Below are 14,568 nucleotides of genomic sequence, written 5' to 3' on the forward strand. Positions count from 1 at the left end.
GTTCTTATTTATTATTCAGACGTGGAAACTAGCTGTACGCGAGCCGACTTCACTTGCTCCACTGCTCGTTTCAATTGTCGTAGATGACGTTTTTCGTGGAATCCTACGAAACGGAACCATTGAATTAACGGCACATTGCCAAAAACCGGATGCTTGAGCGATTTACAGCGAAGTTCTGTAATAGTGGCAGATTCATAGATATCCAGCAAATAATTTCTAGATGCATGCAACTTCTCTTTAACTTCTGGAATAGAAAGATGCATATCTGTTGGTTGTGTATATTCCATGAAATACGCCTTTACTAAAGGACTTGCCGATACACTGATTGGTTTTTTGAATACACGCAAACTCTCAGGATTTTTCAATTCTTGGGCGATGTTTGTAGCAACTCGACATTCCATTAATGCTAAATGTTCTACAATCTGTTTGGGTGACCAGCCGCCATGTGATGGTGTTCCGTTAAATTCCTCATCTGTTAAGCCATCAATCAACTGCAAGATGCGTTTACGGACCTTGATGTTTTCTCCAAAAACCATCAACATCTACCTCCATTTCTTCCTCGTAATCCATTCTATTGCCATAGCATACGCCTTTTGTTCAGAGATTTAAAGGGGGAACGGTTATATTTTTTGTAAAGCTTGTCAATGGTGACAGAAGGGTGCCAACTAGCCTTGATATAAAAGGATTTCTAGTTGTTTTTATCCGCCATATTTTCTGCTATTTTCATTACTTCATGCGCTGTTGGCACACCGCCTTGCGCACCGAATCTGCCTACCGATAATGAAGCCGCCACATTGGCGAAATGAACGGCAGACTGTAAATCGCTCCCTTGAACTAACCGGCTAGCAAGCGCTCCGTTAAATGTATCTCCCGCGCCTGTTGTATCCACAACCTTTGCAGGCACACCCGGCACGTAGATTACTTGCTCTTTATCATGATAACAAACACCGTCTTTTCCTAGTGTCACGAGCAGTTGATTCGGATAATTTGTCACAGTTTCTTCTATTGAAGTACCGAAGAGTTGCGCGCACTCCGTTTCATTAGGCGTCAAATAGTGAACATACGGCATATATTCCATTTGAAAACTACTCGAAGGCGCCGGATCCATCATGACAGGCACTTCAAATTGTTTACATAGCTTAAGCACAGACCACACAGTATCTATAGGAAGTTCCAATTGCATCAACACCAGTTGACTGGCCCCAATAACGGATTTCAATTCCCCAATCCGCTCTGGAGTCAACGCGTGGTTCGCTCCCGGTATGGAAATGATTCGGTTGTCCCCTTCCGTCAATAAAATAATAGCTACACCGGAAGGACCTTCTTCTTGTGTGATATAAGTAGTATCCACTTGTTGATCCCGCAAATTAGCTACAATCATTTCTCCAAATGAATCCGTACCCGTCGTGCCGATTAGCTGCACTTTCTGCCCGAGCCTTGCACAGGCAACGGCCTGGTTCGCCCCCTTGCCGCCAGGTGCCGTCTGAAAGTCCTTTCCTCTAACCGTCTCGCCTTGTAACGGAAACTTGTCCGCTTGTGCAATGATATCCATATTCGCACTGCCAATTACTGTAATCATGCATACGCCTCGCTTCCCATTCTTTTATCGATCATATGCTTTTGTATATCCTGTTTCAATATAGACTGCTCGCTGACTGAAAAGTTACACTTTGTGCTAAAGTATTTACAACGACTCGTTAAACAGTATAATGAATAAATATACATCAACTAGATTATTCACAAGGAGAGAAATACCTTGAAAAAATATACAGCTAGCACTTGGTTAGTATTCTTACTTCCATCAATACTCGGTGTGCTATTATTCATGATTCCACTGCCATTTGCAGCAGGCTGGAAAGTACCAATTGCCAAATTGGCGGATTTATTGTCAGGCTCATTGGAACCAATTATTCCACAACTTATGATGTACTTGATCATTGCATCTGCACTCGGATCGGTGTTCTATTTATTCGTTAAAAAAGATCCAAACAGACCTTCATTCTTTACAAACTTATTCAAAGTGACACCGTTTTGGACGATTACCCGCATTGTAGGAGCGATCTTCGCGATCATGGTCGTCTATAAATTAGGACCCGAAGCGATTTGGAGCGATAATACAGGCGGATTGCTACTTGCAGGTGATGGACTCGTTTCCTTCCTGTTCAGTATCTTCTTCTTCGCTGGTCTATTGCTTCCTTTATTACTGAACTTCGGATTGCTCGAATTCTTCGGTACGTTAATGGTGAAGATTATGCGACCTTTATTTAAATTGCCTGGACGTTCTTCCATTGATGCACTCGCTTCATGGATTGGAGACGGCACAATAGGTGTCTTGCTAACAAGCAAACAGTATGAAGAGGGTCACTATACACAACGTGAAGCGGCGATTATTTCAACTACGTTCTCTGTTGTGTCGATTACATTCACACTCGTCATCATTGATAAAGTCGGTCTTGGAAACTACTTTCTACCATTTTATGCGACGGTTCTGTTCACAGGGTTGATCCTCGCCCTCATTATGCCAAGAATTTATCCATTACGTTCTATTAAGAATACGTATATTGACGATCGGGAATATTCCACTGAAAATGAAAAACTGCCTGCCGGGACAAGCGTATTTAAACTAGGTCTCAATAGCGCACTTGATACGGCTTCAAAACAACGCTCTGTTGTGAAGACGGTACGTGCAGGTATGCAGAACGTGCTCGACATGTGGTTCGGCGTGGCACCAGTGGTTATGGCTTTCGGTACGGTCGCTTTAGTGATGGCCGAGTATACGAGCGTATTCCGTATTTTAGGAAAGCCGTTCGAATACATTCTGAATTTCTTGCAGATTCCTGAAGCTGCCGAAGCTGCACAGACAATGGTCGTTGGATTCGCGGATATGTTCTTGCCTGTTATTTTAGCAGAAGGCGTCATTACATCGCCTATCACGCTATTTACAATTGCGGCAGTATCCGTAATCCAGCTGATCTACATGTCTGAAGTCGGTGGCTTGATCTTAGGTACTAAAATCCCATTGAATATTTTTGACTTACTCATCATTTTCTTATTGCGTACGATCATCGCCCTGCCCATCATTGCAGGTATTGCGCATTTATTATTTTAAGTAGAGTGAGAACCCGTTACTTCTTTTTGAAGTGGCGGGTTTTTTGTTTGGGATTGAGCGGGTAAGGCTTGGGATTGAGCGGATAAGGCTTGGAATTGAGCGGTTAACCTGACTGATTGAGCGCTTGAAGCTTGATATAGAGCGGTTCACACGATTGATAGAGCGCTCTACGCCTGACTTTGAGCGGATTACTCGATTGATTGAGCGCTCCATGCCCAGCATTGAGCGCATAGCACAACCTATTGAGCGCTCCCTCAACATTGAGCGGATAGCTAGACCAATAGAGCGCTCCACTCCCAACATTGAGCGGATAGCACAACCGATAGAGCACTCTGCCCCCAACATTGAGCGGATAGCAGGATCAATAGAGCGCTTCACGCCTGACATTGAGCGCAAAGCACAACCGATTGAGCGCTCCCCCAGCATTGAGCGGGTAGCTCGATTGATAGAGCACTTTACCCCCAACATTGAGCGGATAGCTAGACTGATAGAGCGCTCCACTCCCAACATTGAGCGGATAGCACAACCGATAGAGCGCTTTACCCCCAACATTGAGCGGATAGCTAGACCAATAGAGCGCTCCACGCCCAGCATTGAGCGGATAGCACAACCGATAGAGCGCTTCACACCTGACATTGAGCGGATAGCACAACCGATAGAGCACTCCACCCCCAGCATTGAGCGGATAGCACAACCGATAGAGCACTCCACCCCCAACATTGAGCGGATAGCACAACCGATAGAGCGCCCCACGACCAACATAGAGCACTCCCCCAACAACACCATCCACCTTTATCAAATTCCAACACAAAAAAACTGCTCTCAATAAAGAGAGCAGCCAAATGAAACAACTTGAAAGCAACCCTGCTGGAATGTCGTGAATGTCCGCAAGTAAAGGGAGGGTTGCGTTTGGAAATTAGCGTGGCAAAGCAATGGTGGGCTTTTGTACGCTAATTACCAATGAATAGACGTGTACAGTTTGCTTTCAAGTGTTTACGCGATATACGTGTATGCTGACGGGGTAACCGAAAGCCATCTATACAGTGGAGGCCTATTCCACTGCATAGATCACCTTCGAAATGTCAGCGACAAGTTTTGTCTTGCCGCTGTGATGAATTACTTGGTTTCTACTGCCTCTGCCGGTAAGTGCTGAACTTTCACATCGAATGTCTTCAATTCATTTCCTAGGATTGGACTCGATACAGTCGGTGCTTTGACGTCATGTGTTTTTGCATTTTCACGACTATGTAGCCAGCTATCGAAAAACTGACGGTCTTCCCACGTCGTACATACTTTTATTTCGTCATGTTCTTCGTTGTCTCCATTCAACAATACTTCCATGCGAATGAAGCCTTCAAATGTGTGAACAGATTTTGCTTTTGCAAAACGTGCGGTTACTTGCTCGCCTTTCCCTTTTTCAACATATATCGTATTAATTGCGATCATTTTCTGCATCATACTACCTCCAATTTAATTGACTGTAAATATTCGAGGACGGGCGCTGATTGTGCCCCACCCACTGCTGCATGGCGAAGTAACAGAATGCCGTGTGGACCTTTCAGTTCGTCCCAGCTCGGATACCATTTCAACAACGCTTTCACGATTTCGAGTTCACCGAGCATAGCAGCTGTGAATATATCCATACGTGCACCTTTTTCCAATAAATATTCCGCAATATCGCGATTGCCGGTATGCGCCGCAGCCCCGAGACCGCTTTCCCAGTCGTCACCACCCCAGTTCATGACAGCATGTACCAAATCAGGCTCCTGTTCAATCAGCTTTTGTACTTCTTCAAAATTCCCATGTGCTGCAATCAAGTAGTCACGTACCAGCGCTTGATCAATGGGTTGCTTCTTTTCTACATCAGCCCTCATAGCACTCACCCTTTTCTAATGTACTTGGTGTGAAAAAGTATTTCCCATTATTCATGAAAATCTCTGCGTCGATTTCGAAAATGGAATGGAACATTTCTTTGCATAGCACGCATTGTGGAATTCCGTCAAAACGCACACTGCCGTCTTTCAACACAATGAGACGATCGCTGTAACTTGCCGCTTGGTTAATATCATGAAGAACCATGATGACAGTCATTCCGTACGTTTCATTTAATTGTGTGACCAATTCCATGACTTCCAATTGATGCGAAATGTCTAAATACGTAGTAGGTTCATCTAGCAATAACACTTTCGGTCGTTGAGCAATTGCCATTGCAATCCACGCACGTTGACGTTCGCCACCGGATAATGACTGCAACATGCGATTCTTGTACTTCTCTAACTTCGTTACGCCGATTGCCCAGTCAATAATCTCCTGATCTTCACGACTTAACTTGCCGTAGCCTGACCGATGAGGATGTCGTCCGAATTCTACCAACTCGCCTACAGTGACGTCGAGCTGATGATCTTGCATTTGCGGGAGCATAGCTAAATTACGAGCCACTTCTTGAGATTTCATTCGGTTCAATCGTTCGCCGTTTAGCAGAACTTCGCCGCTTCCAGGTGTGATCAATCTAGAAATTAAGCGCAGAAATGTCGACTTACCCGAACCATTAGGGCCTAGCAAACTAACGATCTCCCCCTGCTTAATATGCAAATCAATGGACGTTAATTCGAATGAATCCGAATGACGATAGGTAAGTTCCTCAGTTATCAGCAAATGAATCCCTCCGTTTTTGAATGAGATACAAGAAGAATGGCCCGCCGAGGAATGAGAGTAAAATTCCGACCGGCAGTTCGATTGGATTAAATACTGTACGGGCAATCGTGTCGGCAACTACGACTAGCAATCCTCCGCCGAGCGCAGATGCCGGTAATAAAAACCGGTAATCTCCTCCTACTATGGAGCGCATAATATGTGGAACGACAAGACCAACGAAACCGATCAAACCCGAAACACTGACTGCCATTCCCGCAAGTAGCGTACTCAACACAATGAGGAAAAATCGACTTCGCTCCACATGATGTCCGAGCAACTTCGCCACTTCGTCGCCAAGACGCAGTATACGGATATGCTTGACCGAGAAGATAGCCAGCACGAATGCAGCAATCGCATAATAGATGATCATTTCAAACTGTACCCATCCGACACCTGCGATTCCTCCTGCAAGCCAAGGTAACACCGCTTGCACACGGTCGCTGTATAGTAGCATCAATGCACTCATACACGCACCGATTACCGCGTTAATTGCGACACCGACTAAGATGATTCGTAAAGGCGATGCCCCGCCTCTCCATGACAATGCATAGATGACAACGGCAGTTGCAAGCGCTCCAAGAAATGCGGCAAGCGGTAAGAACATGATGTAGGCTGGATAAATAATCATAATGACTGTCGCGGCGAGTCCTGCTCCCGATGAGACGCCAATAATTCCTGGGTCAGCTAACGGGTTCCGCATAACTCCTTGTAATATGGCACCGGCGACTGCAAGGCTGATCCCGACAATCATGCCAACCAACACACGTGGAAAGCGAAGTTCCCATACAATTCGCCGTTCCATCGTGTCATTGGCTATAAAGATTCCGTTCCAAATTTCCTGCATAGAGAACGAAACCGGGCCAATCATCAAGCTTAAGACAGCTGCGATGATGAGTAAGCTGCCACTCGTTACGAGGACGATGATCCGCTTTCTGGCAAGTGGATGACGTTCTTTCTGCGTCTGTTCTCCTGTTGCAATCACCTTATTTAACCTGTCCTAAACTTTCTTTCATCACGTCTAGTGCTTCCACTACTTTTGTTCCAGGGTTCGTACCGAATAAGTGGGAAGGTAAGACAATGACGTTTCCTGCTTTCACTGCATCTAAGTTTTTCCACGCTGGATTCTTTAACATTTCGCTTTCAAATGCCGCTTTGACAGCTTCCGGCTCACCGTGTGTAATCAACATCACCATTTCAGGATTACGTTCGATGATTTTCTCGACGCTTAAGCTTGCATACTGTGGATATTTTTCTTCATTCGGGAAATCACTAGCAATATTTTCCCCACCAGCCAGTTCTAGTAGATTACCTGATAATGAATTCGGAAGCGCCACCATGTATGTACCCGGTGCTCCGTATACTAATAAAGTTTTCACAGCATCTGCTTTGTCCGCTGTGCTTTTTTCAATTTGTTCTGCGATAGTGTTTTGTATGGTTTTTGCTTCTTTCTCTTTATCAAACAGCTGACCGAATAGTCCAATCGTGTGTTGAATGTCTTCCACAGAGTTAGCTGCTGTGTAGACAGTCTTCGTTCCTTGGCGCTCCATATTCGCTTCATGTTGCTTGAAGCTTGGTGCAGCGATCAGGACTTCAGGATGTACTTCCGCAATCTTCTCAAAATTCGGCTGATGCGGATTCCCTATTTCAGCGATGCCTTCTAAATCTTTATTCGGAGGTCCTTGCACTGTCGGTCGTCCATCTACTTCTATTCCAAGCGCTAGAAGCATGTCGAGATCACCTGAACTTAGCGTGGCGACAGATTTTGGTGTTTCGTCGAATGTTACGGTTTGGCCTGTCATGTCTGTCACTTCGATGCTTGTATCAGTTGTTTTCTCCATCTCTTCTGCTTTTACTGCGGATGCGTCTGTTTTATCTTCCGCTTTTTCTTCCTCTGCACCGCACGCACTGAGTACAAACAGTAACATCAGTACGCTAAACACGCCTGCTAACCTTTTCATCTCTCTTCATTCCCCCTCGAATATAATGAGAATGTTTCTCATTGAGGAATATCATAGTCGATAATGAGAATCATTGTCAAATAGATTTGTGAGAATGATTACTTTGTACTAGATTTGAGGTGTTGTAACTGGTGAGTAATTTGTACGTTACCTAACAAGGAAACTCTTATTGTAGGGGGTCGTTGCTCGACTGGTTGTTGGGTACTGAAGTTAGTGAGTGTCTGCTTTCTAGACCCGCACAGGAAAGCACGTACAAGAACCAAAACCCAAAGCCGCTTCTTCCCCACCTATCACCATGCCTAAATCTTGAATGTAACCGCTAAAACCTGTTTCCTCCTCCATCATCAAGGGAATGCTAGCTATAACACAACCCCCTAAGAAAGGAGTGAATGGGATGAGTACTGTACAAATCCTCATTTTATTAACCATAGGCTACGTCGCGATGACGATCGATAAAAAGCAGAAGAACTTTCCACTTCCTGTCTTTCTAGTCGCGATCGGTTTTGGGCTGTCATTCATCCCCTACTTCGATAGCATCAATATATCTAAAGAAATCATCTATACTATTTTCTTACCAGGACTGCTATTCACATCTGCGTACCACTACTCGGCCAGATCATTACGAAAGCATGCCAAAGTTATCGGAACGCTTAGTACTGCTGGTTTACTCGTGACCGCTCTCCTCTTAGGACTCGCTACATATTGGATGGGAGCGAGTATAGAGATTTCATTAGTAGGGGCATTATTGGTCGCTTCTATTTTGACGCCGACTGATCCTGTTTCTGTTGTGTCCATATTAAAAAAGTCGTTGGATGATCCTTCGGTTGCGGATATTGTCGACGGGGAATCTATGATTAACGACGGGACTAGTGTCGTGTTATTCACTGTACTGTTGACGATGTTCACGACGCAGCAAAAGTTTGAATTTTGGTCATTTGTAGGAGAGTTTCTTTCCGTATCGATTGGTGGTGTGGCTACAGGATTAGTCGCAGGTTGGATAGTCAGTAAAGCGATTCACCTTTCAAAGCATCGGGAAAATCAAGTAGTACTCAGTATCATCATTGCGTACGGAGCGTTTCATTTAGCCGAAGCATTCGGGTTTTCAGGTGTATTGGCAACAGTTGCGGCGGGTATTATGTTATCTGCTGAACTAGGACGTGCTGATGAGGAGGAAATGCACCGAGAGTCATTGGATGGGTTTTGGGATGTGGCGGAACCTGCGTTGCTTTCGATATTGTTTTTAGCTATCGGAATTGTGGCAGCTGACTACTTGTTCCCTTTGCATAATGGGTGGCTAGCAATCGGAATATTTATCGTTTCGATTATCATACGATTTATCGTAATTACCGGGACGATGCAATTATTCTCAGGTTATCGAAAGTTATTAAACATCAAAAAAGCCTTGCTCCTATCATGGGCAGGCATTCGTGGAACGATGTCGATTTTCTTATTGCTAAGCTTGGCTGATGCCGCAGACAGTTCAGCGGATGCTCTCGTTTCGTTAGGATTCGCCGTAGTCTTGTTGTCCCTCGTCGTGCAAAGTATTGGTATTTATCCACTTTCAAAAGCACTCGAAAAGTAATTACTTCGAGTGCTTTTGTTGTCGTTGATTCATTTGCATGCGTTCATTGAACAGAGTCGGATAGGAAAGTAACCCTAAACAAACACTCGTCAATGCAGCCGTTGTCAATAATAGAAATATGACTAAGATTTGAAATTGGACAGCCTCTAACGGGTCCGCCCCTGCAATGATTTGACCGCTCATCATACCTGGCAATTGCACGAGTCCTATCGTCTTTTGGCTTTCAATTGTCGGGATCATACTTGCTTGAATAGAGCGCATCAATTGCTTATGTATCGCCTGTTTTGGTGTGCCGCCAAGTGACAAGATTAGTTCACTTTCCGAGCGATGCGCTTCAACTTCCGACACGAAACGATTGAGGAATAAAATTGCTAGGACCATCGAATTTCCGATTACCATACCGGTCAATGAAATAATATATTGTGCAGTAGCTGGGACAATTTTGAAGCCTAGTAAGATACTTTGCGTCAACACTTCCAGTAATACAAACGTCACGATCAACTTCCATGTGATCCCTTTAATACCTTGGCCTTTTTTACGCGCATTTTGCACGGCTGCTCCAATCATCAGGATGACCATCAAGAAGATGAACATATAACTTTCCGAATCGAAGACAAACTTCAGTACGAAGCCTACCGCCACTAATTGCACAGTCGAACGGATCGTCGCGACAATCGTATCTTTCTCCAACTGCAATCCGAGTGTTTTGGACAGGACTAGCGGGATCAGCACAAAGATCAGTGTCAGGAATAAAGCAGTCGTACTCATGAAAAGTCCCCTTTCAAAAAGCGATGGACTGACGGGATATCTGAATGATCAAGTACAGATATTTCGCCGGCATCCACTAACTTCCCATCCACCATAATCCATGCATACTGCCCCATTCGCTTCGCCTGCTCCAAGTTGTGCGTAATCCAGATGACCGTAATAGCATGCTGAACATGCAGTTTACGAATCAAATCCTCTACTTCATTCAACGAAGATGGATCTAGCGCAGACGTAATTTCATCCATCAACAAAATCTTCGACTGATTCAATAACGTTCTGGCAATCGATACTTTCTGCTGCTGACCACCCGACAAGTTCTGGCTGTCACGTTCAAGATACTCTCCTTCAAGACCGACCTGATCTAAAATATCCAACGCTTTTTCTTTACTCAACGTCTTGCCTTGTAAACGCAATGGCAGTGCCAAATTATCATAGACACTTCCAGCGATCATTGGTGAATTTTGTAACACCATCCCCACTAGTAGGACTCAGCAGACCGTTACACATTTTTAATAAAGTTGTTTTCCCTGCACCCGAAGGCCCGACCAACACCGTAATCTCATTTGTAGGAAAAGATCCGGTTATCGTATCGAGAATCTTCGTGCCCTCCGCTTCAAACGATACATTTTGAAAATGAATCGCAGGCTCATACAAGGTTGTATTCTGTTCACTATCCATTTATTTCACCTTTTCCACACTTCTTCATTCATCTATTTTCAATAAATCCAATGGAGTAATGATGCCGATCAGTTTCTCATCTTTACCACCTTGCTCGGTGATGAGCAAGGCCTGGAGACGTTTTCCCGACACAATGGACTTTCTAAAAAATCCTTCTGCTTCATAAACCGACATCGAACTTTTGACAAAACGATAGGTTTTCTTTCTTTTCTCGTGATTATATACGTCTAATAATGTCGGTATTTCCCGGGAAATGCAATCTGTTTCCTGATCCGCTAACCAATTCATGATGCCATCTGCGGTAATTAATCCGATAAATTGACCTTTTTTGTAAATAGGTAATTGATTGATTTTCCATTTTCTAACTAAACGCAGACCTGTGGCGAGTGATTCATCTGCTTGCACGATATGTACTTTTCCAGAGAATAAATCTTTGACCGTGACCGGGTTGGATAATCGTTCATCTATATTCTCAATCAGTTTTACCACGTCATCATGAGGCTCCGCTATAGCATAGTCAAAGCCTGTCCGATTATGCACAATCGCGTTCCGTAAACTGCCAAACTCTCGCAAATCATCTTCATAATGAGCAACTAACGCATGTTGCGATTTAGCTCGATCGATTTTTTTTGAGAATGAAAAATGATTCGGCAAACCTGTAATCTTCATTAACGATTTATCGATTCGGTTAAACGCAATGAGAAAACGCTCTGAATTTTTATGCTCCATGACACATCGCCCCTATTCTAGGCAAAGTATAGCATATTTCAATTCCATTTCGCGCCTTTAGACTTCATGGAAAGCTCTACTTTTATAGATTCAAAAAAGCCGTTGCAGTGACTGGTTATGGACACTGCAGCGACTAATTATTGATTGGCAATCTGATTAATTTGATAATCCCCATACTCATCATGAACCACCGTGTACAACTTGTTCTTTTCTAAAAACTGCACCGTTCCATCTCTAAATACAACTTCCAGTAAATTTTTTATTCACAATGCATACACCAATTCATTCTAATTGAATATATCCAATGAAGTGACACAGTTCTCTAGCAAATTTCCACATACGCTAAAGAGAGAAGGAGGTGCATAAAATCATGTCATCTAGAAAGTTCAGACCTCACCATGATTACGACGTGCCGTATATTCCGAAACGAAAAGCGCGATGTTATGATGAAAAGAAAATTATTCATATACTAGCCGATCTGACTATGGGCGCGCCTGTAGAAATTACATTGAAGGATTCCAAAGAGGTACAATATAACGGTTACTACTTACAGTTTGATCGGAAAGGTCGTACCATCCACTTTCAACCATTTGGAGATTCTGACGTCCAGGAGATTGATGTAGAAGATATTTGTACTATTAGATATGGCTCTTAAAGCCATTATAAAAAAATGTACACAGCGCACTGTGTACATTTTTTTATTCTATTTGGTAAGTGATTGAGCGGATGAACGGATTGATAGAGCGCTTGTGGGCTGGGTTTGAGCGGATGAATGATCGCATTGAGCGCTCGAGGGCCGCGATTGAGCGGATGAATGATCACATTGAGCGCTCGCGGGCTGCGATTGAGCGGATTGACGTTCGCATAGAGCGCTTGCAGGCCACGATTGAGCGGTTAAACGGTCACATTGAGAGCTCACAAGCCGCAATAGAGCGAATAACCGTATACATAGAGCGCTCATTCAAAATCCAAGTTGCGACATCACTCCAATTCATCCGCACGAGGCATCGCGGAAAGCGCACCGACTTTCATTGCACATAACGCACCCATTTGATTGCCGAACTCAATATGTGCAAGCATTTCTTCGAGCGATTTGGGCTTGCCATTCAAATGAAGACCGCGAAGTACGCCCGCCAAGAAAGCATCTCCTGCTCCTGTGGTATCTACGGGATCGATTGGCTCTACTGCTACATGATGTTGTGCTCCTTCAATGACGGCCAGAGTTCCCTCCTCACCCATCGTCATCATAATAACAGGGATATTATAGGTGGCCAGTTGATCTAGTGCTTTTTCTATACTCGATTCTTGCATGAGAAAAGTGAGTTCTTCTTCCGTAAGTTTTAGCAAGTCCGTCTGATCTAAAAATGAAAGAATGGTGTTACGACATTTCTCTTCACTTTCCCAACGTAACGGACGAATATTAGGATCTACTGAGATGAATAATCCATTTTCTTTTGCTAATTCAACAGCTCTTTTAGTTGTCTCCAAAGCAGTAGGCTGGAACATCGTACCGGAACATATATGTAAAATCGAAGCATTTTGGAAAGTTTCCTCTTGTAAATTACTCGGTTGGACTTGAAGATCAGGCGTGTCGTCTATATATTTTACAAATATCCGATCGTATTCCGGAGTCAAATGTACATAAACACGGTTTACTTTCTTCTCCGGTGAACGGACAGCAAACGTTACATCGACACCTTCTTGTCGCAGCTGATTTTCTGCAAAGATCGAATCCTCGTCTTCCCCGATTACGGTGATTAATGAAGACTTTGCACCCAGGCGCGAGACACCCGCCGCTACATTGACTGTTGCACCACCAAGGAATGTTGAGAATTCGGTGTTCGTCTCGTCTGTTGCGATGTAGTCTACGAAAATGTCTCCGTATATTAGGACATGTTTTTCTTGTTGATTCTTCATGTATTCGAACTCCTCAGAAGTTTTCTTACTATCGTATCACGGAATTAGCTTAACTGTGATAATGTCCAAGTAAAATATTGTTCAGTACGTTCTGTACGAATTAAATTAAACTACACACTACAGTTTAATTCATGCACTTCATGGGAAGTCATATAACTAAAATGGAATGTAAAAGGGATGAAACTAGGTATGATCTATGAATGTGCAATCGTTGGTGGCGGACCCGCTGGATTAAGTGCCGCTTTAGTACTCGGACGGGCAAGACGGAATATTATTATATTCGATGATGATCATGCAAGAAATCGCGTCTCCCGTGCATCACACGGATTTTTAACACGTGACGGTATACAGCCTTCAGAGTTACGGCAGATCGGACGGCAGGAACTGACACAGTATCCGTCTGTGATATTTCATCATCAAAAAGTTGTTGCAGTGGACCGTTTGGACAAATCGCATTATGAATTAATGACAGCAGACGGTAGAACGTTCCGCACACAAAAAGTACTTCTTGCTGTCGGTTTGCGTGATGAACAGCCTAACGTGCCAGGTATTGAGCGCTTTTACGGCACGTCTATCTTCAGTTGTCCCTATTGCGATGGCTGGGAATTGAGAGATCGCTCATTGGCTGTATTTGCGGATAAAAATGTGTTTAAATTAGCAGCAGAAGTGTATACATGGAGCCGAGATCTAATTGTATTTACGGGTGGAGAAGGTCAGCTGACGGCAGAGGAACAAAAGAAGTTGAATGCGAAAGGGATACAAATTGTCGATGATATTATTTCGGGGCTTGAAGGAGAGGATGGGCACCTGCACAAGGTACGGCTTGAAGATGGTACATTGATAGACCGCGCAGGAGGATTCGCCTCTCCTCTCTGGAGTCATCCCAATCATTTCGCTCAAGACTTAGGGTGTGAACGCAATAAAAATGGTGGAATTCTAACAGACGAATATGGCCGCACGAACGTTTGGAATGTTTATGCAGCGGGTGATGTTTCACATATCGTCCCTTCGCAACTACTGGTTGCAGCGGGAACCGGAAGCGCTGCCGCTATAGGGATTAATGGCGACTTGACGAATGAGTTTTTCAATCGAATAGATTAAGAACACCCCCTTACCAACAATTAAGGTAAGGG

15 protein-coding genes and 1 pseudogene are annotated in these 14,568 nt (G+C 44.0%); 5 read left to right on the forward strand and 11 right to left on the reverse strand.

Annotation, left to right across the window (positions count from 1 at the left end):
- Positions 1-11 precede the first annotated feature (11 nt).
- Positions 12-536 carry a DinB family protein gene (locus H605_RS17230; protein WP_051210430.1) on the reverse strand — a complete coding sequence of 175 codons (525 nt, stop codon included), beginning with the start codon at positions 534-536 and terminating at the stop codon, positions 12-14.
- A gap of 152 nt (positions 537-688) precedes the next feature.
- Positions 689-1,579: a ribokinase gene (rbsK, locus tag H605_RS0101930; RefSeq protein WP_029052642.1), complete on the reverse strand. Its 891-nt coding sequence runs from the start codon at positions 1,577-1,579 to the stop codon at positions 689-691.
- Positions 1,580-1,756: 177 nt separating this feature from the next.
- Between rbsK and H605_RS0101935 the strand changes: the two genes are divergently transcribed.
- On the forward strand, positions 1,757-3,109 hold the full coding sequence (locus H605_RS0101935; RefSeq protein WP_029052643.1) for a YjiH family protein: 1,353 nt from the start codon (positions 1,757-1,759) through the stop codon (positions 3,107-3,109).
- A gap of 124 nt (positions 3,110-3,233) precedes the next feature.
- Positions 3,234-3,938: a hypothetical protein gene (locus H605_RS19185; protein WP_155979452.1), complete on the forward strand. Its 705-nt coding sequence runs from the start codon at positions 3,234-3,236 to the stop codon at positions 3,936-3,938.
- A 287-nt stretch (positions 3,939-4,225) separates the two neighbouring features.
- On the opposite strand, the gene H605_RS0101940 is transcribed toward H605_RS19185, so the two are convergent.
- Genes H605_RS0101940 through H605_RS0101960 form a run of 5 tightly spaced genes read right to left on the reverse strand, consistent with a single transcriptional unit; the run spans position 4,226 to position 7,761 of the window.
- A complete protein-coding gene (locus H605_RS0101940; protein ID WP_248681193.1) occupies positions 4,226-4,564 on the reverse strand; it encodes an antibiotic biosynthesis monooxygenase in 339 nt (112 codons plus the stop codon).
- The gene (locus H605_RS0101945; RefSeq protein ID WP_037561371.1) at positions 4,564-4,983 is read right to left on the reverse strand and encodes an ankyrin repeat domain-containing protein; all 420 of its coding nucleotides are present in this window, start codon (positions 4,981-4,983) and stop codon (positions 4,564-4,566) included. The genes H605_RS0101940 and H605_RS0101945 overlap by 1 nt, the downstream gene beginning before the upstream one ends.
- Complete coding sequence (locus H605_RS0101950; protein WP_029052646.1) at positions 4,973-5,764, reverse strand: ABC transporter ATP-binding protein; 792 nt, start codon at positions 5,762-5,764, stop codon at positions 4,973-4,975. Before H605_RS0101950 ends, H605_RS0101945 begins: the two co-directional genes overlap by 11 nt.
- A complete protein-coding gene (locus H605_RS0101955; protein WP_029052647.1) occupies positions 5,751-6,782 on the reverse strand; it encodes a FecCD family ABC transporter permease in 1,032 nt (343 codons plus the stop codon). Before H605_RS0101955 ends, H605_RS0101950 begins: the two co-directional genes overlap by 14 nt.
- Positions 6,783-6,786: 4 nt before the next feature.
- Positions 6,787-7,761, reverse strand: a complete 975-nt coding sequence (locus H605_RS0101960; protein WP_029052648.1) for an ABC transporter substrate-binding protein — start codon at positions 7,759-7,761, stop codon at positions 6,787-6,789.
- 394 nt (positions 7,762-8,155) lie between these two features.
- On the opposite strand from H605_RS0101960, the gene H605_RS0101970 reads away from it, so the two are divergent.
- Positions 8,156-9,343, forward strand: coding sequence for a cation:proton antiporter (locus tag H605_RS0101970; RefSeq protein WP_029052649.1), 1,188 nt, complete (start codon positions 8,156-8,158; stop codon positions 9,341-9,343).
- On the opposite strand, the gene H605_RS0101975 is transcribed toward H605_RS0101970, so the two are convergent.
- The 3 genes and pseudogenes from H605_RS0101975 to H605_RS0101985 form a co-directional block, all read right to left on the reverse strand.
- On the reverse strand, positions 9,344-10,111 hold the full coding sequence (locus tag H605_RS0101975; RefSeq protein ID WP_029052650.1) for an ABC transporter permease: 768 nt from the start codon (positions 10,109-10,111) through the stop codon (positions 9,344-9,346).
- A pseudogene (locus tag H605_RS17235) lies at positions 10,108-10,789 on the reverse strand (ATP-binding cassette domain-containing protein). Before H605_RS17235 ends, H605_RS0101975 begins: the two are co-directional and overlap by 4 nt.
- A 24-nt stretch (positions 10,790-10,813) precedes the next feature.
- Positions 10,814-11,518: a CBS domain-containing protein gene (locus tag H605_RS0101985; protein WP_029052651.1), complete on the reverse strand. Its 705-nt coding sequence runs from the start codon at positions 11,516-11,518 to the stop codon at positions 10,814-10,816.
- Positions 11,519-11,888: 370 nt separating this feature from the next.
- Here H605_RS0101985 and H605_RS0101990 point away from each other — a divergent pair, with 370 nt between their 5' ends.
- On the forward strand, positions 11,889-12,173 hold the full coding sequence (locus tag H605_RS0101990) for a hypothetical protein (RefSeq protein WP_029052652.1): 285 nt from the start codon (positions 11,889-11,891) through the stop codon (positions 12,171-12,173).
- 326 nt (positions 12,174-12,499) lie between these two features.
- Here H605_RS0101990 and H605_RS0101995 read toward each other — a convergent pair whose 3' ends face one another.
- Positions 12,500-13,435: a carbohydrate kinase family protein gene (locus H605_RS0101995; RefSeq protein WP_029052653.1), complete on the reverse strand. Its 936-nt coding sequence runs from the start codon at positions 13,433-13,435 to the stop codon at positions 12,500-12,502.
- Between the two features lie 177 nt (positions 13,436-13,612).
- On the opposite strand from H605_RS0101995, the gene H605_RS0102000 reads away from it, so the two are divergent.
- Positions 13,613-14,536, forward strand: a complete 924-nt coding sequence (locus tag H605_RS0102000; protein WP_051210431.1) for an NAD(P)/FAD-dependent oxidoreductase — start codon at positions 13,613-13,615, stop codon at positions 14,534-14,536.
- Positions 14,537-14,568 lie beyond the last annotated feature (32 nt).

The organism is Sporosarcina ureae DSM 2281 (assembly GCF_000425545.1).
Classification (GTDB): Bacteria; Bacillota; Bacilli; order Bacillales_A; family Planococcaceae; genus Sporosarcina; species Sporosarcina ureae.